Origin of the sequence: Bacillus sp. SLBN-46 (genome assembly GCF_031453555.1) — a bacterium.
In the GTDB taxonomy this organism is placed as follows: domain Bacteria; phylum Bacillota; class Bacilli; order Bacillales; family Cytobacillaceae; genus Neobacillus.
In genome coordinates this window covers 2,843,882-2,864,799 of sequence record NZ_JAVIZM010000001.1, presented here as the reverse complement: position 1 = coordinate 2,864,799, position 20,918 = coordinate 2,843,882, and the positions used below count along the sequence as shown (strand labels likewise).

Genomic DNA, 20,918 nt, shown 5'->3' with positions numbered 1-20,918 from the left:
GGTTCTATTCCATTTTTTAAAGGATTAATGACTCATTTGAGCGAATGATTAAATGGAAAGTTTATAAAGCAATTAGAAGGTTTTTTCTTTTTGTAGGGTATGAAAGGGGTATTTTAGTGGCAAGAACTCAGCAAGCTTTTGATTATAATGATGATGCCATACAGGTGCTTGAAGGTTTAGAAGCCGTCAGAAAGCGCCCGGGAATGTACATTGGCAGTACGGATGCACGAGGACTGCACCATCTTGTGTATGAGATCGTAGATAATTCTGTCGATGAAGTGCTAGCTGGCTTTGGTGATCACATTATTGTAAAAATACACAAAGATAATTCCATAAGTGTTATTGATAAAGGACGCTGGAATGCCTACAGGAATGCACAAAATGGGGAAACCTACACCTGAGGTCATATTAACGGTCCTTCATGCCGGCGGTAAGTTCGGCCAAGGCGGATATAAGACGAGCGGTGGTTTACACGGGGTTGGTGCATCTGTAGTAAATGCATTATCAGAGTGGTTAACCGTTACCATTAAAAGGGACGGATTTATTTATGAGCAGAGGTTTGAAAATGGCGGTAAGCCTGTAACCACACTTGAAAAAATCGGTAAAACAAATCAGGCAGGAACAACGATTCACTTTAAGCCGGACCCATCTATTTTTTCAACCACAACATATAATTTTGAAACTTTATGTGAGAGGTTAAGAGAATCAGCTTTCTTACTAAAAGGACTGAAAATCGAAATTATTGACGATAGAAACGGATTTCACGAAGTGTTCCACTTTGAAAATGGTATTGAAGCATTTGTTGAATACCTAAACGAAGAGAAGGATACTCTCCACCATGTTGTCAGCTTTGAAGGAACACAAAATGGAATTGAAGTAGAATTTGCTTTTCAGTTTAATGATGGCTATTCAGAAAATGTCCTTTCGTTTGTAAACAATGTTCGCACGAAGGATGGCGGTACGCACGAAGCTGGTTCCAAAACAGCAATGACCCGTGTTTTCAATGATTATGCTAGAAAAGTATCGCTTTTAAAGGAAAAAGACAAAAACCTTGATGGTGCAGATATTCGTGAAGGCTTAGCGGCAATTATTTCTGTTAGAATCCCTGAACAATTGCTCCAGTTTGAAGGACAAACCAAAGGGAAATTAGGTACCAGTGAAGCACGATCATCGGTTGATGCAGTGGTATCTGAGCATCTCACTTATTTCCTTGAAGAAAATCCTGATATTAGTTCTTTACTCATTAAGAAATCTATCAAAGCATACCAAGCGAGGGAAGCAGCTAGAAAAGCTCGTGAGGATGCACGAAGTGGAAAGAAAAAGAAACGGTCTGAAGCAGTCTTGTCCGGAAAACTGACTCCGGCACAATCAAGAAATCCCCAAAGGAACGAGCTTTATCTAGTTGAGGGTGACTCTGCAGGTGGATCTGCTAAGCAAGGTCGTGACCGTCGTTTTCAGGCGGTTCTGCCACTTCGGGGTAAAGTTATTAACACGGAAAAAGCAAAGCTCGCTGATATTTTTAAAAACGAAGAAATAAATACCATCATTCATGCAATCGGCGGCGGTGTTGGTTCAGACTTCAATGTAGAGGATATCAATTACGATAAAGTCGTTATCATGACAGATGCTGATACAGATGGAGCCCATATTCAGGTTCTGTTGCTTACTTTCTTTTATCGTTATATGAAGCCCTTGCTAGAAGCAGGAAAAGTATTTATTGCCCTTCCTCCACTGTATAAAGTGAGTAAAGGAACGGGTAAAAAAGAAATCATTGAATATGCCTGGAATGAAGATGAGCTTCAGGATGCCATGAAAAAGGTTGGAAGAGGTTATATTATTCAACGTTATAAAGGACTCGGAGAAATGAATGCAGATCAGCTATGGGAAACAACCATGGACCCTGAAACTAGAACGCTGATTCGAGTGAGAATTGATGATGCTGCAAGAGCGGAACGCCGTGTAACCACACTTATGGGCGATAAGGTAGAACCGCGACGTAAATGGATTGAAAGTAATGTGGCATTTGGTTTAGAAGAGGATGACACCATATTGGAAAATGAAAATATAACGGTCTCTGAGGAGGGTTCTGAAGGATGAGCGCAACAGAAAAATTCCGTGACTTACCTCTAGAAGATGTACTTGGCGATCGTTTTGGTAGATATAGTAAATATATTATTCAAGAGCGTGCCCTGCCAGATGCCAGGGACGGTCTAAAGCCCGTACAACGAAGAATTCTTTATGCTATGCACGTGGAAGGAAATACGTTCGATAAGGGCTTTCGTAAATCAGCCAAAACAGTCGGTAACGTTATTGGTAACTATCATCCACATGGTGACTCTTCCGTGTATGAAGCAATGGTCCGGATGAGTCAGGATTGGAAGGTTAGAAACGTTCTTGTTCAAATGCATGGAAATAACGGTAGTGTAGACGGTGACCCGCCTGCAGCTATGCGTTACACAGAAGCTCGCCTTTCGGCTATTGCAGCTGAACTGTTACGTGATATAGAGAAGCAAACGGTAGAATTTATTCCAAACTTTGATGATACTTCAAAGGAACCAACTGTTTTACCTGCGATGTTTCCAAACCTCCTTGTTAACGGGTCTACCGGGATCTCTGCCGGATATGCAACAGATATTCCACCGCACCATCTTGGGGAAATCATTGATGGGGTAATTATGAGAATGGAACAACCTGATGTTTCAGTCGATGAGCTCATGACGATTGTCAAAGGCCCCGACTTTCCAACTGGTGGGATCATTCAAGGTATAGATGGGATTAAAAAAGCCTATGAAACTGGTAAAGGCAAAATTATCGTTCGAGGAAAGGCCGAAATTGAAGAAGTTCGCGGTGGTAAGCAGCAAATTGTGATTACTGAAATCCCTTACGAAATCAATAAGGCTAACCTTGTCAAAAAAATGGATGAATTCCGCCTTGATCGGAAAGTCGAAGGAATGTCTGAGGTTCGGGATGAGACAGACCGTACAGGCATGCGAATTGTTATTGAATTGAAAAAAGATGCCGATGCAGAAGGTGTTTTAAACTATTTATATAAAAATAGTGATCTTCAAGTAACCTACAACTTTAATATGGTTGCTATTCATAAAAAACGGCCAAAATTAATGGGTCTTAGAGAGCTACTAGATGCTTATATCGAACATCAAAAAGAAGTGGTTACAAAAAGAACCCAATTTGAACTAAACAAGGCAAAGGAACGCCAGCACATAGTTGAAGGATTAATGAAAGCATTATCCATCCTAGATGAGGTTATTGCAACGATTCGTGCATCGAAGGATAAACGCGATGCGAAGGACAATTTAATTGCGAAATATGCATTTACCGAGCTACAGGCAGAAGCCATCGTTTCTTTACAGCTTTATCGCTTAACAAATACAGATATCACTGCTTTAAGACAGGAAGCAGAAGAATTGGCCAAGAAAATCGAAGAGCTTACTAGCATCTTAGCAAGTGAGAAAAAGCTTTTCTCTGTCATTAAAAAAGAGTTAAAAGATGTGAAAAAGCGCTTTGCTGATGAACGACGCTCCAAAATTGAAGCGGAAATCGAAGAATTGAAAATAAATCTAGAAGTAACTGTACCGAGTGAAGATGTTATTGTTACCGTCACGAAGGAAGGTTATGTAAAGCGGACAAGTCAGCGGTCGTACGCTGCTTCCAATGGACAAGATTTAGCAATGAAGGATTCCGACCGCTTATTTGCACAGCTTGACATGAATACCAAGGATGTCCTTCTCCTCTTCACGAACAAAGGGAATTACTTATTCTGCCCTGTTCATGAACTGCCTGATATCCGCTGGAAAGATCTCGGACAGCATGTGGCCAATATTATTCCAATTGAACGTGACGAGGAAATTATCAAAGCCCTTCCGATTAAGGATTTTGAAACGGAAGCCTTCATAGTGTTTGTAACCAAAAACGGAATGATAAAGAAAACTGAGCTTAAAGCATATAAAGCACAGCGATACTCCAAGCCGCTTGTTGCTGTGAATCTTAAAGATGATGACCAAGTGATTGACGTTCACTTAACCGATGGAACGAAAGAAGTATTCATGATTACCAATTTCGGGTATGCCCTATGGTTCCATGAGGAAGAAATTAGTATTGTTGGTCAACGTGCCGCGGGAGTAAAAGGCATCAATTTAAAGGATGGAGACTTTGTAGTTGGTGGTAAACTGATTACTCCTGACAGCAAAGAAAGCATTGTCATTGCAACACAGCGTGGCTCTGTGAAGAGGATGAAGTTAAAAGAGTTTGAAAAATCATCACGTGCTAAACGAGGTGTAGTTATTTTAAGAGAGCTTAAATCGAACCCACATCGAGTCATTGGCTTCGCTGTCGCTAATGACCCGGACCTTATTTTTATTCAAACAGAAAAAGGTTATTTAGAAACTTTTAAAGCTGAAGATATTCGTTTTAGCGACCGGTACTCAAACGGTTCGTTTATCCTTGATGAGGGTGACAACGGTAAGGTTAGTAACGTTTGGAAAGAGGAAGCTACTCAAAATCCAAGTGAATAAGATGGTTAATGGACTCTCTAAAATTTAGAGAGTCTTTTTTCATCATTTTTCCATTTCTGGACATACTAGTTTTTATCAAGGTTTGGAGGGGAAATGGATGAAAAAAGAGATGCTGCTTGCTTTGGTTGCGTGTTTTTTTATATCTCTAACTGCCATTACCGGAGTCTACGCAATCGAAAAAAATAAGGAAACAGTAACGTTATCCAAAGAGGAAATGGATATTACTGGAGATGGAAAAGATGATGTTATTCTTTTAAAAGGAGTTCCTTATGATGAAAAGGATTCATATTTAAAAAGAATTTATCTTGAAGTGGCCGCTTCCAATGAGAAAACGTATACCCTTTCATTAGAAAGTGGTTCTAAGGCTTCCGTTCGGCTCATCGACCTAAACAATGATGGTGTAAAAGACTTATTTACGAGTGTTTTATCGGAAGAAAATGAAGGAACTGTGGTCAACCTTCTATACTCTTTAAAAGACTTTGAAGTCACCAAATTAGCAGTACCTGAACCACTCGAGATGGAGAGTCACTTTTTAAATAATTTTAAGGCTGAGATCCAATTAGCCCAAACTGGAAAGTCCTATTTATTCGATCTAAAAGATCGAAAGAATTATTATAGGAAAATGGGCGTCTATTATAAAGGAAAATTAAATGAACCAACCGAATTAACCGTCAATACATTTAACAGTTTGAATCCAGTTACACTTGAAGGAGAGATAAAGGGGCTAAAAGGAATACAACGCGTAACTGGTATTGCAAATGGTGACACGATTGCATTGGTTGAATCTACTTGGATATTTGACAAGGGTCATTGGAGATTGCTTTTTAGCGATGTAAAGAAGGAACAGCAAAAATAACAATAATGATATTCATGAAATAGGCATTTGTCACGAAAAAATTGAATTTTCATATACTAAGGTAGCTCTTTTGAAAGGAGGAAGCTTTTGATGAGTGTCTTCATTCCTTCAAAATTATCGGTAAGCTACCAAGCCCCCGCTACCCCTTTTCGTCCTGTAGAGGGAAGAAAATATACACTTACTCATTCGGATACCACTGGACAGCTATTTCTAACAATAGGTTGTGAATACAATTATAGTGCCGTCAACTACAGCATGCGTGATGAGGTATTGGCTGAGTGGGTACCCCAGTTAGGGGAATATTCATTGTGTGCTCGTGTCTATGTAAGCGGTGGGGAATATGATGAAAATTACACAAAAGTCCGTTTTATGATTTTTCAAAAGGAATTAAATTTAGCATTAAAAGCAATAGTTAATGGGGATCAAGCACTATTTTCAAACTTCCCATGGCTGTTGGAAGCCCCAATTTTATGTTCATTTTGAATCTATTTATCCTCCATTTAATCAGGTTATATTTTACGGTACACCGAGGAACTATTTGATTTGATTATAGCTAGATATTAATTTTAAGCACAGGTAAACCTGTGTTTTTTTGTGGGAAAACAACTAATCTTGGTAAAATTTGACCAAATTTTTCATGGGGAATATACTTAATTCACTAATGCTGAAAAGGAAAGTAATAACATTATTTTTTAAAGATTTTTCCAATTTCGTGGTAAAAAAGGGAGGGAAGATTTTTGTTAAAATTAACAAAATACTTACGACCATTTCAGCAGCCAATCTACCTAGTACTTGTCCTTGTCCTTCTACAGTCATTAGCTGAGCTGTATCTGCCAACGTTAATGGCCGATATAGTCGACAAGGGCGTCGTAACAGGAGATACGGACTACATATGGAAAATTGGCGGTTTTATGCTGCTCGTAGCGGCTGGAGGAATGATTTGTTCCATAGCAGCTAGCTTTTTTTCAGCGAAGGCCGCATCAGGTTTTGGAAAATTATTGCGTTCTAGCGTATTTTCTCATGTGAGCAAATTTTCCTTACATGAATTTGATCAACTGGGTACATCTTCATTGATTACGAGAACAACGAACGACATTACCCAAATCCAACAGGTGCTTGTAATGATGCTGAGAATGATGGCCATGGCACCAATGATGTGCATTGGTGGGATTATTATGGCCTATTCAAAGGATACCAAATTGACGCTAGTGCTGGCCGTTTCTTTGCCTGTTCTTGTGATTGCCATTGTCATTATAGCTAGAAAAGGGATCCCACTATTTAAAGCCATGCAGGTAAAACTCGATAAACTTAACCGGGTTTTACGAGAAAACTTAACAGGAATTCGCGTCATTCGCTCCTTTAATCGGGCGGATCACGAGAAAAAGAGGTTTAATGAAGCCAACTGGGATTTAACGCAAACCGCTATTAAAGTAAACAAACTTATGGCAGCTATGATGCCAATTATGATGCTCGTCCTCAATCTTTCAACCGTCGCTATTATTTGGTTTGGTGGTCTTCGTATTAGCAATGGCCATATGCAGGTCGGAGATATGATGGCATTTATTCAATATGCTATGCAAATAATGTTCTCGTTTGTCATGCTATCTATGATGTTCGTGATGATACCACGGGCCTCCGTCTCGGCTGTCAGAATAAACGAGGTCCTTGAGACTTTGGCAGATATTAATGATTGGTCTGTGTCTACGTCTGTAGAAAGTGTGCGGGGGCTGGTAGAATTCAAAGATGTCACGTTTAGTTATCCTGGAGCTGAAATGCCAGCGATTGAGAATATATCGTTTAAAATGATTCCTGGTGAGGTAACTGCCATAATAGGTGGAACAGGGTCTGGTAAATCAACACTCATTAATTTGATCCCGCGTTTTTATGATGCGGAAAGTGGCACAGTCTTAGTAGATGGTGTAGATGTGCGAGAAATGACACAGGAACGACTCCGTGAAAAGATTGGCTTTGTCCCGCAGCAGGCCGTGCTTTTTACAGGGACGATATCAGAAAATATCCGTTACGGTAAAGAAAATGCAACAGAGGATGAAGTAAAGCATGCAGCTGATATCGCACAAGCAACTGATTTTATTTCTGCAATGGATGAGGGCTTTGATGCGAAGATTGCTCAAGGGGGAACAAATGTTTCGGGTGGTCAGAAACAGCGCTTATCCATCGCCCGTGCCCTTGTGCGACAACCAGAGATTTATATTTTTGATGATAGTTTCTCTGCATTGGACTTTAAAACAGATGCCAAGCTGCGGTCTGCATTAAAACAGGAAACTGTTGATTCAACTGTATTAATTGTTGCGCAGCGTGTGAGTACGATTATGGATGCAGACCAAATCATTGTACTAGATAATGGCCGAATCTCAGGCATTGGTACACATAAAGAACTGTTGGATAAAAGTCCGGTATATCGTGAAATCGTAATGTCTCAGCTTTCCGAGGAGGAGATAGCATGAGTAGAGACTCGAAAAGACAAGACGGCGTACCAGGTGCTGGAACTCGGAGACCGGGGCCAGGAGGCGGATTCGGCCCAATGGGCATGGGGATGCCTGTCCAAAAAGCAAAGGATTTTAGAGGAACACTTAGAAGATTAATAGGATACTTAAGACCATATAAACTACAGCTTCTTTCTGTATTACTTACCGCAATGATCAGTACAGTATTCGCTATTGTCAGCCCGAAAATTATGGGGAAGGCAACAACCAAACTGTTTGAGGGCTTAATGATGAAGATTAAAGGTGTGCCTGGTGCAAAAATAGATTTTGACTATATTGGTCAGATCATAATTTTATTAATTGGTCTTTATCTAATGAGTGCGATCTTTGCCTATATTCAGCAGTATATCATGGCTGGAGTCGCTCAAAAAACCGTCTATAACCTGCGTAATGAAGTGGAAGAAAAACTTAACCGACTGCCGCTAAAATACTTTGATTCCCGGACACATGGGGAGATCCTCAGCCGTGCAGTGAATGATGTAGATAATATTAGTACTACTTTACAGCAAAGCTTAACCCAGCTCATTACTTCGGTTGTCACGCTAATTGGAGTGATTGTGATGATGCTTTCAATTAGTCCGTTGATGACACTCATTGTGGTTGTAACACTGCCGTTGAGCTTTATTGCTACTGCAAAAATCGCAAAAAAATCACAACAGTTTTTTAAAAAACAACAAAAATCGTTGGGACAGCTTAATGGGCATGTTGAAGAAATGTATACAGGTCATAAAGTCATTAAGGTATTTGGGCATGAAAAAAAGTCCATTGAACAATTTGAGGGAATAAATGAAAAGCTCTATCAAGCAGGTTGGAAAGCGCAATTCGTTTCTGGCATGATTATGCCTTTAATGTCTTTTATAAATAATATTGGGTATGTTTTAGTATCCGTTGCTGGCGGTATTTTAGTTACAAAAAAGGCGATTGAGATCGGTGATATTCAAGCCTTTATCCAATATACAAGACAATTTTCTCAGCCAATCGCTCAAACAGCATCGATTGCAAACATAATTCAGTCCACGGTTGCGAGCGCGGAACGGGTGTTTGAAATACTAGACGAAACAGAGGAAATACCTGAAGCGGTTGAAGCTCTCATAATTGATTCTCCTAAGGGTGACGTAGCATTTGAAAATGTCTCTTTTGGATATAAAGAAAACGAACTGTTAATTGAAAATATGAATATTGAAGTGGAAAGAGGTAAAAAAGTAGCGATTGTTGGGCCAACAGGGGCTGGTAAAACGACTCTTATAAATTTATTGATGCGCTTTTATGAAATCAACGAGGGTAAGATTTTGATAGATGGCATTGATATTAGAATGTTAAAACGTGCGCACCTAAGAAGCTTTTTCGGTATGGTGCTGCAAGACACTTGGCTGTTCAATAGCTCTATTCGTGACAATATCGCGTACGGTAGAGAGGGAGCGACCGAAGAGGAAATTATTTCAGCGGCACAAGCGGCTAACGCCGACCATTTTATCCGCACACTGCCTGAGGGTTATGATACGATTTTGAATGAAGAAGCATCCAATATCTCGCAAGGACAGAAGCAGCTATTAACGATTGCCAGGGCGATTCTAGCAAATCCTGCTATATTGATTTTAGATGAAGCAACCAGCAGTGTAGATACTCGGACAGAAGTGCAGATTCAGCGGGCCATGAATCATTTGATGAAGGGACGTACGAGCTTTATTATTGCACACCGGTTATCTACGATTCGAGATGCTGATCTGATTCTTGTGATGAATAATGGAAGTGTGATAGAAAAAGGGAATCACGCAGAGTTGTTGGCAAGTGGCGGTTTTTATGCTGATTTGTATAATAGTCAGTTTACTGGTAGTGGTGGAATAAAGAATGTAGGATAGTGTAGTTGATAGAGGCGTTTAGGGAGTCTAGTGGACTTTCTAGACGTTTTTTTTGTAACTTTTGGAGTGGTGGGTCGTAGATAAGAGGTAGGGTTCGTGAGTTGATTTGGTAGTATTATCCATATTTTGTAGAATTCCTTTGTGATTTTGTAGAATAACTCGTAAATTTGTAGAATTCTTCATTAGTTTTGTAGAATTCCTTATGGATTTTGTAGAATTCCTATGTTTTTAAAAAAGGCATATGACATGGCAACCAATAAGGATAAAAAATAGTAGAAGGGAGGCCTAACGATATGCGGTTCTATTCAAAAAAAGGGCTTATCACCGGGGTTCTTTTATGGGGTACCATACTCTTTTTAATAGGATCATTCATTTTTCTCCCCGGAGGACCAGATGGGATGGGGGAGACCACTACAACCATATTAACTACTATTTTATTAACCACATTTATTAGCTGGGTGTGGTTCGGAACCTATTATGAAATTAAAGGAAAACAATTTATCGTTGTCAGTGGACCATTTCGTTGGAAAATTGATATTATGTCAATCAATAGTATTCGAAAAACACTAAATCCATTATCAAGCCCAGCATTATCAATAAAACGACTTCAAATACGATACGGTAATTACAACACAATTTTAATTTCACCTAAACATGAAAAAGAATTCTGTAAGATGATCAAAAAAATAAATCCTAAGATTGAAATCAATTTTAACTAAAAAAATTCATTCTGTCTCAATTTCACAAGTATACTTTGGATATGAGACATATTTTAATTTCCTTTTTATAAGTTCCTAGAATATGTATTATGTTCGGGGCGTTGTATAGAATCCTAAAATCTTACTCTATCCGATGTTTATAATTACTTTTTTTAGCCTTTTCCACATCAACAAAATTAACACTATATTCAATTACATCATTAATAAATAAATCATGCTTTTTCGCAAATTCTTTTACTTTCTCTAATAGGTTTTTGTCATAGGTTGTTTTATATTGAACCCTGTCAGTAGGTCTTAATTCTTTGTTAAAGCTAATATAGCCTTTAGATAAAACATTTTGTAATCCACTTTCAATTAGGTAGTTAATATGTGTATTATTGTTTGCTGCTACTTGATTTAAATAATTTATTAAAGATCTACTAATGTTTGTTCTGAATTTAATTCTCGAATTATCTGTTGTTTGAATCAACTTTCCATTTACTGATACCCACATTGCAATCACTCCTAATATTTAATATTGACTTATTTTTCATTTATACGTTGTGTCATATAATCCTTTTTATATGAAGTGTAATAACCCATTTCATCATTATAAATAATTTTTGCTAGTTTAGGAAGTTCGTATTTTCCTTTAACCCATACTCGGTATATCCGATTTCCAGCATTACTAATCTGGGATGTAATCTCTGTTCGTAAGTCCCAAGATTGAAAAACAGATAGAAGTCCGTTAGCAAATCCAATACTTCCTGTTGTTATATTCATTACATATCCTTTCTTTTGAACCCAACCATCACCATCAATTACACCTCTTATAAATGCAGGTAAGTATTTATTAGGAACATTTGGAAAGGACACTGTTAAAGATTTATTATGTTGGATTCCTAAAACCTCCAAGTCTTTTTTTAATGTTTTTGAGTTAATAATTAAAGTAGGGGTCTGTCTTGTTTTTGCAATTGGAGATAAAATATAATCTGCACCCATATAAATTGCAATTAGACGTAGTATCTGTTCGTTTTTTTGGGTAAACGAAATGGACTGAGTATCTTTATTAACGCATCCATCTGTAATAAATAGACCTAATACCCATGCCATCTTATTTGTCCATACCTTAAAGAAGTCTTCATTCACCTTATGAATTCGAACTGTTCTATTTGTTTCAATGTCATGTCTGTTTAAAAGCTTTCTTATTCCACGATCTGTTAATCCAGTAGCCTCAACCATCATTTTATAAGATAGACCATTTAAGTACATTTCAATGATTTGCTCGTTAGTAATATCTGGCTTTCTAGGCATTTGAACGTCCTCCTAATATAGAAGTACCTCAATTTAATTATACGAACAAATGTTCTTAATGTCAAAAACCAAGAGAATAATATCAAATAAAAAATCTGTATTTGTCTAATAATCGTAACAAATACAGACCAGTAAAAAATAAAAGTCAAATTTAATCCTTCGGCATATCCATCTTATCAACAGCATCCTTTAGATCATCATTACGGATATGTGTATATATCATTGTTGTTTGGATCGATGAATGGCCTAATTGGCGTCGTAATTTCGGTACATCATTAATCTCTGAATGGTATCTGGTAGCAAATGAATGCCGTAGCTTATGTACCGATAACGATGGTTTACCGAATGCTGCAGCATATTTTTCAATTAATTTTTCCACCGCACGCGCTGTCAGTCTACGAGATTTACCTTTAGGACCCATGGGAGCCGAAATAAATAGCGCTTTATAATTCTTATCAATCTGGTATTTTGAAACTCTGACAGCCAAATATTCTTGTAAATCCGCCATCGCCACCTGGCTGAAATACACATATTGTTCTTTATTTCCTTTACGAATCACTCGTGCAGTGAATTTGCTAAAATCAATATCATCCACGTCTAATCCGACCAACTCAGATAGACGGAGGCCGGAGCCTAAAATCAACGATACAATGGCCGTATCACGCTGCTGATTCATTTTATAAAAATGATAGATTCTCTTATTATCCTTGTTTAATTCGCCGTAATCATGTGCAATAAACGCTCTAAACTTCTCATATTCATCTCCAAGAAGGATTTTGCCTTCCATTTTGTTGGCGATTGTTTCCATGCTTTCCTTAATCTCATTAAATTCAATCTTAGCCATAACATTTCGTTGAATATAAGGCTGTAAATCACGTGTCTCAGCGATATTCTGCAAATAGTTAAACAAGGATTTCAGCGCAGAAAGCTTCCGATTGACGGTAATTTCTTTGTTATTTAATTGATAATGTAAAAAGTTTAAGAAATTATCGACTTCGATTACAGTCATTTTCTCTAATTGTTCAAGCGGAATATCTTTAACATCGTCAGACCATAATTGCTCACTGACCATCCAATTAAAAAAGATCTTGAAATCATGACAATAGTTTAATAAGGATGCTGCCGAGAGCTTTCGTTGTTTGTGATTGATATATTCAGCCACATACCAAGGCAATTCATTTAATAATTGCTGAAGTTTTTTATAATTTAATTGTTTTGTTTGATACGCCATAAATTCACCTCATCATTAATATATTCGACCTCCCTTTTTAAAATCCTTCTATTATTACGTCAAATTTATATTTTACGTAATAATATTTATTTACATAATTTCATCTTCTCCACATTCGTTCATTCAACAATAATGAGCTACCCAAACGGTAGCTCATTGCGTCATTATAGAATTGTGTTTTTCATATTGGCATACATCGCCTTCACGGTCTCATCAATTTCATCTCGGGACATCCTCATCGCTTTTTCAGCACGTGCGTAACCAATTTCGGTTTTTCCTGCTTCTAGTCCTTTAAATATCGCATCTGCAAATTCATCTACAGGGGTGCCAAAGGTATGTAAGCCTACTCCGCCTAAATCGGTATTAACTGCCGGAGGCGCAATTTCGATCACCTCAATGGCCGTATCTTCAAGCTGATGTCGTAAGCTCATCGTAAATGAATGAACCGCCGCTTTCGTAGCTGAATAAATCGGCGCAATCACCATTGGAGTAAACGCTAAACCAGATGATACATTAAGGATAGCCCCATAGTCTTTATTGGCAAAATACGGTGCAAATAGCATGCATAAATGAAATGGTGCCTCGATGTTAGACGCTATTTCTTGACTGTAATAGCTCCAATCTTCCTTTGTGTTCGTTTTAAGTACATGATAGCGCTGCTGAATGCCTGCGTTGTTTACAAGCACGTTCACTTCGGGGTGCTCGTCCTTTACCCAGTCGAACAAAGTAATCCGATCAGATTCTTTGGTGACATCACAAACGCGGGTAATCAGTTCAGGATATTTTTCCTTTGCTTCCTGTAGCTTTTCTTCGCGTCTGCCGCAGACAATGACCTTATTGCCTGCTATTATGAATCTCTCGGCAAACGCAAAACCGATTCCTGCTGACCCTCCAGTAATAAGTACGGTATTCCCTGATAGTTTCATCATATCCCTCTTTCGTTGAATGTTTTTTCATTCCTCATAACATATTCATTATTCTTCCTTTTCCCTAGTTAAAAATTCTACCATACGAATTAACAATCCTTCTTATGCCTTTACAAAGTGAAAAGACCCCCTCGCGCTAAAGAATTAGCATTCGGGGGCCTGACTCTCTCAATTCTATTCTCGTTTTTTTGCAATAATCTCAGTGATATAGGCGGTGACATCTTTTATTTGTTGCTCTGTAAGAATATCTCCAAAAGCAGGCATTGTTGTTCCGCCCTTATTTATCCTTTCTGTTACCTTCTCGGGATCCTTTGCAACTTGACTAAGCTGTAAATCAGGCCCATTATGTCCCCCTGTTCCTTCTCTTCCATGACAGGCCAGACAGTTTCCTTCAAATACGTTCTGACCCTCATCGACACTTGCTGTTACTTCAACAGCACCATCGTTTGTGGTCTCATCAGTCTTAACAGCTACTGGAGTAGTCCCAGATTCAATCGTACCGTCCAAGGCAAATGTCCATAGCGAGTCTCCATGCTTCGTCCCAGCAAGAGAATTTCCTGCAACAAGGACAGAAATATATTGTTTTCCATCGACTTCATAGGCGATTGGCGCGGCATTTACACCAGCATCTGTCTTGAACTCCCACACTTGATCACCCGTTTTGGCATCATATGCAATTAATCTGCCATCATTATGACCGACAAAAACAAGGCCTCCCTTAGTCGTTAAAACACCGCTATAGGCACTATCGTCCCATACCTTTTGCCAAGCTATTTTATTTGTTTTCACATCGATCGCCGTCACTGTGCCTCGCCTTGGGGAATCATCTACAGGTGCGATGATACTTCCAAGGTACATACTTCCTTCTTTAAACTCCTCTTCACTTCTGGTAAAAAGCTGGTACTGATCTGTAGCTACGACATAAAAATAACCAGTGTCTGGATTGTAGGCGGATGGTGGCCAGTTGGCGCCTCCAGCTGCCGCTGGTTTTAAAAGAAGTGGCTCTTCCCAGAAAGGATCAAATATTTTACCAAATTCCCCTTCATATTTAGGGGCATCCTTGGCAAGAGCCTCTTTTGTTACCTCTTGTGGAACAAACGCATCCCCTTTTGGAATCGGCTGAGTAGGTGAAGTTGCTTGACGTTTATCCTGCGGAACAGGTACTTCATCAATTCCTATTAACGGCTCCCCATTCGTCCGATCCAAAATGTATACCCATCCAGTTTTCCCCGCTTGAGCTAATCCTTTTCTCATTTTCCCATCGATCTCAACATCAAATAAAACGACAGGATTTGGTGCATCTAAATCCCAAATATCATGGTGCACCTCTTGAAAATGCCACTTGTATTTACCCGTTTCTGCATCAATCGCCACAATTGAAGCGGCAAATAGGTTATCCCCTGATCGTTTACTTCCATCTAAGTCTGGGGCAGCATTTCCAGTTGAGAAATAGAGCAGTCCCGTTTCAGGGTCAACAGCCGGTGTCTGCCAGACTGGCGCACCGCCGCGTTTCCATGAATCATTTTCACTAGGCCATGTTTCATGTCCAGTTTCTCCAGGCCCTGGAATGGTATAGAATCGCCAAAGTTCTTTTCCACTTTTTGCATCAAAGGCAGTTACCCTGCCCCTTGTTCCATATTCACCGCCTGAGATACCCGTGTATATTTTGCCGTTATAGTATAGCGGTGCGCTTGTAATCGTATAGCCCTTTTTCCAATCATCAACTACGGTTGACCAAACTTCTTTACCTGTTTTCTGATCTAACGCCACAAGCTTTGCATCTAAAAGACCTACATAAACCAAGCCATCACCAATGGCAACTCCCCGGCTTGTCCAGCCACAGCAAACAGTGGTTAATTCGCCAATTTCAGGCTTATAAATCCATAAATTCTCACCCGTTTTTACATCAAGTGCCGATACCTCATCAGCCCCTGTAATAATATACATTACTCCATTATAAACAATAGGTGATGCCTCACCTGAATACTTAAACTCTTGACCAGAACCAAGGTGTGTTACCCATTTTCCTTTTAAATTTTTAACATTCGTAGAATTGATTTCATCTAATGTAGAATATCTTTGATTAAATGTACTGCCGCCATTTGTAATCCAATTCTCTCCTGGAAGCGTTGTCAATTCCTTGCTCGTAAATGCTGGTGGAATCGGATCCTTTGGCACCTCTGCTTGTTGTGCGGGAACTTTTTCAATTTCTTTAGGCTTACTAGCTGTTTGTTCGGTTTTATTGCCTGAGCTCAGAAAAAAATAAAATCCGACAATGATGATAAACAGGACCAAAAAGCTGGCAATAACAAGCCATTTGTTTTGTTGAACTTTCATTTTACCCCCACCTTCTCTCTTTTTTCTTTTCTAGTAAGATAATATATTCATAAAATAGTATATTTTTAGGGAAAATTGATTATTGAATTTTTAGAATATACATACTATTTTATGATATAATCACTATACCAAACGGACTAAAAGGCCCACAATCAACAGAAAGTTAAAATGTGTTGAGGTAATAAACAATTTACCAAAAATTGTTTACTTAAGGAGGATTTTTCATGATCAATCACAAAAATATCTCTAAAAAACAACAACATACAGTAATGGATTTCTACTCCGTCTTGGCGGACCTGACTGCTAAAAACGGATATTCCATGTTATCCATTTCAGAAATCGTGTCACACTCCGGATATAATCGTGCAACATTTTATAAGTACTTTAAGAATAAACAAGATCTTGCCAACTCTTTCGTTGAATACATATCTCATGAGTTCTATCAAGAATGCCGTCATCCTTTTAATGAAAAAGAACAAATTAACTTCAATCGCATGAAACCACAAGAGTTTACAATTTTCCATCATATTATGAAACATTCTCATTATTATAGATTATTAATAGTAAACGACACTGTTCCAAAATTACAGAGTTCCATTATAGAAACCATTATTACAATATTACAAAATGAACTGCTTTTCGCTAATTTTCAAGATAGTTCACCTATATTTAATTCGAATGCCTTCTATAAAGCGTATGGTTTTTACGGATTAATCCATGAATGGATTAAAAGTGACTTTCAAATCTCACCCAATTTAATAATGAAAGATTTACTCACTATTTTTACAACCGACAATTCTAAAGCTAATATTCAGTCTAGTTTTTCAAGCAGTTTGTAGAATTTTGTTCTTGGTGTTCTTACGGGGTTTGCGAAGAGGATATTCGAGAGATTTATAATGGGAAGGGCTTAAGGAAATGACCAATGTGATATAAACAAGTGGCGCGATATAATAGCGAACAAAAAAATAATGAAACAATAATCCTGTGTTTCAAGGAATTTTGTTTCATTACACTTAGGTCATCTCCGGTAAAAGAATAATAAATTCTGTCCCCTTATCCTTTTCACTGTTTACATATATTTTACCCTTGAATAAGCGGACGATTTGAAAACTGACCATCATCCCTAATCCTGTTCCACTTTCCTTTAAGGAATAAAATGGAGATCCAAGCCTATCAATTTGTTCTTTTGTCATCCCGATCCCTTGGTCTTTAATGATAATCTTTATATATCCATCTTTAGTTGAAGTACATGTAATCCAGACACTTCCACCATCCGGCATTGACTCTATCGCATTTTTTAATATATTTATCAATGATTGGTTTAATTTTTGAGGATTAGCATAAATCCAACAGTTATCACGAACATCAGTTTTAACGTCAACCTTATGGTTCTTGGCATACCCTTGGATGATATTTGCTACACGTTGCAGCTGAAAACCAACTTCAATTTTTTCGAAATGATTTATGGAAGGTTTTCCAAAAGATAAAAAATCATTAATAATTTCATTTGCACGATCTAATTCTTCTATGGATAATTGGATATATTCATTCTTTTTATCAGGTGAAACAGGCTCGTTTAAAAGTTGCAAGAAGCCACGAGTAACTTGCATCGGATTTCTAATTTCATGTGCGAAAACACTTGTTAACTCGCTTATAACACGTAATTTCTCCGAATTTTGCATCTCTAACCGTAGCTGGTGAATCTCCCTTATATTTTCAATTAACAAAGTGAAGACCCATGTAACGACTACTGCAAAAATAAGATGAATCAACTGTACTTTAATGTACTCTGCGGAAAAATCCCTTAGAATACCAAAAAAAAGAAGGCCAAACATACAGTAGTAAAAGGCAAGACTGACAGCAACTTTTACCCTTTTATCCTTTTTCGAATTTGCAAACGATTTTTGAAAGTACAATATTACAGGTAGAGAGAATATTAATACAAGAACAGTATTATAAAATCCTATACTGAACCCAGAACATAGCCGGATGATAATGATAAGGGCTGATAGAAAGATGCCAGGCCAAAATCCGCCGTATAAGGTTCCAAATAAAAGAGGAATAATTCTTAACTCCAATCGAGCATTTTGCCCATAACTCACTGGAAAGGACATGCAAAATAAGATTGATATTCCCCACAAAATGGTCATTATTAAGTTTCGATTCTTATCAGTCTTTACCCTCTCAGTAATAAATGTATAGTAAATAAATATGGGTACGACCATAAACGTTAATTGCAGCAAAAAATCCTTTATTATACTCATCTTCGTTACCTTTTCTTTTCTATTCAAAATCTCACACTGATTCCATATTATACTTTAATTGTGTAATTTGTCGACTATTGTTCTTTTGAACGAAAAAAAGTAGTATTTCTTTCCCCTTATTTTTGATATCTTATAAATAACATAATGAAAAACAGATCGTGAGGGCTGTTGCAATGATCTTAACAAAAAGAAGACGTGAATTTTTGGATCAAATTTGCCGACAATATCATACAACCAATCTTCCTGTACATTATTCTGAGGTGGCCGAAGCAATTGGTGTGAGTAAATGGACAGCGTACGATGTGCTAAAAACCCTTGAAAGCCAAGGTCTTGTAAAAAGAAACTATTCTACTAATGAAAATGAAACAGGGCGTTCAGTTGTGGTCTTCTCCCCTACTGAAATGGCAGAGGAAATGTTTCAAAAAGAACGAAGAGAAACATCAAATATGGAAGAATGGGAAGCAATTCTAAACCATATGACAGAATTAATTGAGAATCATCAAAGTCTACCCTTAATGGATGCGATTCATAATATTATCACTCGCATGAAAACAGTAGACGTTAAGCTGGAATTTTGTGCTTACTTTCTATGTGTCCTGATTTTATATTTAAATAGCCTAGGAAAAACTGTCAAGAGTCTCACTGTCAACATGGTCAATGCGTCACCAGAAACCAAAGTTAACCTTACAGTATTTGTCGGTGCGGTTATAGGAATGATTATTCAGTCTGTCGGTGATGAATTAAGTCCTGAAATGATTACATTAGTACAACAATTTTTCAAAAATGTTAATCAACTAAATGGAGAGGAACTACGGTTACTTATCGCGTTTATTGAGCAAAGCTAAAGCTCCCTTCCCCCTCTTCACTATTGTTAGTCAGTCAGACTCCACTGTCTGACTTTTCTTTTTTATTTAGGAATTAATAGTTATTCTACACATATAATTATCTGAATATTAATTATATTCACAAGACTCTCTTGACAATTATCAAGTAATCACGTTATATAAGTTGTATACCTATTTGTTTTTTGGTCTTTTGGGTATGAACAAACCCTCTTTTTGGGTCTTTTGTGTACCCTCCAGATTTACATCTACTTCGTAGACTACTATAAAAGGCAATCCTATATTTTTATAAAAGCGAGGTAATGTTATGTATAAAGTCTATTGCAGAACTTTTCAGGGAGTGATGAAAACTACCTCCTACTTCTTACCCTGGAAAGAGCCTGAATTATTAGAGGGTGAAAATAGTTTATCTAAATTGCCACAACGAATCAAAAGTCAAAATATCGAAAGCGTTTTAATCGTTACCGACCAAGGCATTGTATCTGTTGGATTAATAGATGCATTTCTTGAAGCCTTAAGTAAAGAAAAAATTAAATTCGTTATGTATGACAAAACCGTCCCGAATCCAACCATAGATAACATCGAGGAAGCTTTGAAATTGTATCATTCTAACAATTGTAGCGGGATTGTTGCTTTTGGCGGGGGCTCTCCCTTGGATTGCGCCAAAGGTGTTGGTGCACGGGTGGCTAGACCTAATAAAAGCATTCCACAGATGAAGGGTATATTGAAGATTCTAAAGAAAATGCCGCCCCTTTTTGCCATTCCTACTACGGCGGGTACAGGAAGTGAAGCCACTATTGCAGCGGTAGTCTCAAACAGTGATACGCATGAAAAATATGCATTAATGGATCCTTCTCTTCTCCCACATGTGGCTGTATTAGATCCTTTGCTAACGGTTAACCTGCCCCCACATATCACTGCCGCTACGGGAATTGATGCTTTGACACATGCGGTTGAAGCCTATATCGGGAGAGGTAACACCAAGGAAACAAAGAAATACAGTATTGAAGCCGTAAAATTAATTTTTGAAAATTTGTATGAAGCCTATTCTAATGGGACAAACATAATGGCACGTAAAAATATGCAAAAAGCAGCCTATTTGGCAGGAATGGCATTTACTAGAGCGTATGTTGGTTATGTCCACGCAATCGCACATACACTGGGTGGTTTTTATTCTGTACCGCATGGTCTGGCAAATGCCGTCATTTTACCATATGTGCTAGAGTATTATGGGGATTCCGTCTATCAGCCGCTCTCAGAGCTTGCTGATTTAGTTGGACTCAGTCAACCTGGAGATACTATTGAACAAAAAGCACGTAAATTTATTGATGCCATAAAGGAACTGAATGAGAGATTAGAAATACCAAAAAAAATCAGCGGAATGATTGATAATGATATCTCTGTGATGGTGGATCGAGCTTTTAAGGAAGCCAATCCCCTCTACCCTGTGCCGAAAATCCTCAATAAAGAGGACTTAAACACACTTTATCAACTAATTAAGGAATAAGATGTATTTCATTACTGATGTAATGTCAAATATAGCAAGGTGGTTGAA

Annotated in this window: 15 protein-coding genes and 1 pseudogene; 10 read left to right on the top strand and 6 right to left on the bottom strand. The window is 38.0% G+C overall.

Annotated features, from left to right (window positions below; all coding sequences use genetic code 11):
- Window positions 1-116 precede the first annotated feature (116 nt).
- The 7 genes and pseudogenes from parE to QFZ87_RS14705 all read left to right on the top strand — a co-directional run bounded on the left by parE (window position 117) and on the right by QFZ87_RS14705 (window position 10,470).
- Window positions 117-2,097: pseudogene (gene parE, locus QFZ87_RS14735) on the top strand (DNA topoisomerase IV subunit B).
- Window positions 2,094-4,532 (top strand): DNA topoisomerase IV subunit A, encoded by a 2,439-nt coding sequence (gene parC, locus QFZ87_RS14730; protein ID WP_309862607.1) that lies wholly within the window; start codon window positions 2,094-2,096, stop codon window positions 4,530-4,532. The pseudogene parE and the gene parC overlap by 4 nt, the downstream one beginning before the upstream one ends.
- Window positions 4,533-4,629: 97 nt before the next feature.
- Complete coding sequence (locus tag QFZ87_RS14725; protein ID WP_309862604.1) at window positions 4,630-5,388, top strand: VCBS repeat-containing protein; 759 nt, start codon at window positions 4,630-4,632, stop codon at window positions 5,386-5,388.
- 90 nt (window positions 5,389-5,478) lie between these two features.
- Complete coding sequence (locus QFZ87_RS14720) at window positions 5,479-5,871, top strand: staygreen family protein (protein WP_309862601.1); 393 nt, start codon at window positions 5,479-5,481, stop codon at window positions 5,869-5,871.
- Window positions 5,872-6,125: 254 nt separating this feature from the next.
- A complete protein-coding gene (locus QFZ87_RS14715; protein WP_309862598.1) occupies window positions 6,126-7,853 on the top strand; it encodes an ABC transporter ATP-binding protein in 1,728 nt (575 codons plus the stop codon).
- Window positions 7,850-9,751 (top strand): ABC transporter ATP-binding protein, encoded by a 1,902-nt coding sequence (locus QFZ87_RS14710; RefSeq protein ID WP_309862595.1) that lies wholly within the window; start codon window positions 7,850-7,852, stop codon window positions 9,749-9,751. Before QFZ87_RS14715 ends, QFZ87_RS14710 begins: the two co-directional genes overlap by 4 nt.
- Window positions 9,752-10,044: 293 nt before the next feature.
- Window positions 10,045-10,470, top strand: a complete 426-nt coding sequence (locus QFZ87_RS14705; protein ID WP_309862592.1) for a PH domain-containing protein — start codon at window positions 10,045-10,047, stop codon at window positions 10,468-10,470.
- 121 nt (window positions 10,471-10,591) lie between these two features.
- Here QFZ87_RS14705 and QFZ87_RS14700 read toward each other — a convergent pair whose 3' ends face one another.
- The 5 genes from QFZ87_RS14700 to QFZ87_RS14680 all read right to left on the bottom strand — a co-directional run bounded on the left by QFZ87_RS14700 (window position 10,592) and on the right by QFZ87_RS14680 (window position 16,257).
- Window positions 10,592-10,963, bottom strand: a complete 372-nt coding sequence (locus tag QFZ87_RS14700) for an rRNA methyltransferase (protein WP_309862590.1) — start codon at window positions 10,961-10,963, stop codon at window positions 10,592-10,594.
- A gap of 29 nt (window positions 10,964-10,992) precedes the next feature.
- Window positions 10,993-11,763, bottom strand: a complete 771-nt coding sequence (locus QFZ87_RS14695) for an LAGLIDADG family homing endonuclease (RefSeq protein WP_309862587.1) — start codon at window positions 11,761-11,763, stop codon at window positions 10,993-10,995.
- A 151-nt stretch (window positions 11,764-11,914) separates the two neighbouring features.
- The gene (gene xerS, locus QFZ87_RS14690; protein ID WP_309862585.1) at window positions 11,915-12,994 is read right to left on the bottom strand and encodes a tyrosine recombinase XerS; all 1,080 of its coding nucleotides are present in this window, start codon (window positions 12,992-12,994) and stop codon (window positions 11,915-11,917) included.
- 164 nt (window positions 12,995-13,158) lie between these two features.
- Window positions 13,159-13,920 carry an SDR family oxidoreductase gene (locus QFZ87_RS14685; RefSeq protein WP_309867896.1) on the bottom strand — a complete coding sequence of 254 codons (762 nt, stop codon included), beginning with the start codon at window positions 13,918-13,920 and terminating at the stop codon, window positions 13,159-13,161.
- A gap of 174 nt (window positions 13,921-14,094) precedes the next feature.
- Window positions 14,095-16,257 (bottom strand): PQQ-dependent dehydrogenase, methanol/ethanol family, encoded by a 2,163-nt coding sequence (locus QFZ87_RS14680; protein ID WP_309862582.1) that lies wholly within the window; start codon window positions 16,255-16,257, stop codon window positions 14,095-14,097.
- Between the two features lie 224 nt (window positions 16,258-16,481).
- Here QFZ87_RS14680 and QFZ87_RS14675 point away from each other — a divergent pair, with 224 nt between their 5' ends.
- On the top strand, window positions 16,482-17,096 hold the full coding sequence (locus tag QFZ87_RS14675; RefSeq protein ID WP_309862578.1) for a TetR/AcrR family transcriptional regulator: 615 nt from the start codon (window positions 16,482-16,484) through the stop codon (window positions 17,094-17,096).
- 174 nt (window positions 17,097-17,270) lie between these two features.
- On the opposite strand, the gene QFZ87_RS14670 is transcribed toward QFZ87_RS14675, so the two are convergent.
- The gene (locus QFZ87_RS14670) at window positions 17,271-18,521 is read right to left on the bottom strand and encodes a HAMP domain-containing sensor histidine kinase (protein WP_309862575.1); all 1,251 of its coding nucleotides are present in this window, start codon (window positions 18,519-18,521) and stop codon (window positions 17,271-17,273) included.
- A 173-nt stretch (window positions 18,522-18,694) separates the two neighbouring features.
- Between QFZ87_RS14670 and QFZ87_RS14665 the strand changes: the two genes are divergently transcribed.
- Entirely contained in the window at window positions 18,695-19,366 is a 672-nt protein-coding gene (locus tag QFZ87_RS14665; protein WP_309862572.1) for a helix-turn-helix domain-containing protein, read from the top strand.
- 304 nt (window positions 19,367-19,670) lie between these two features.
- The gene (locus QFZ87_RS14660; RefSeq protein WP_309862569.1) at window positions 19,671-20,870 is read left to right on the top strand and encodes an iron-containing alcohol dehydrogenase; all 1,200 of its coding nucleotides are present in this window, start codon (window positions 19,671-19,673) and stop codon (window positions 20,868-20,870) included.
- Window positions 20,871-20,918 lie beyond the last annotated feature (48 nt).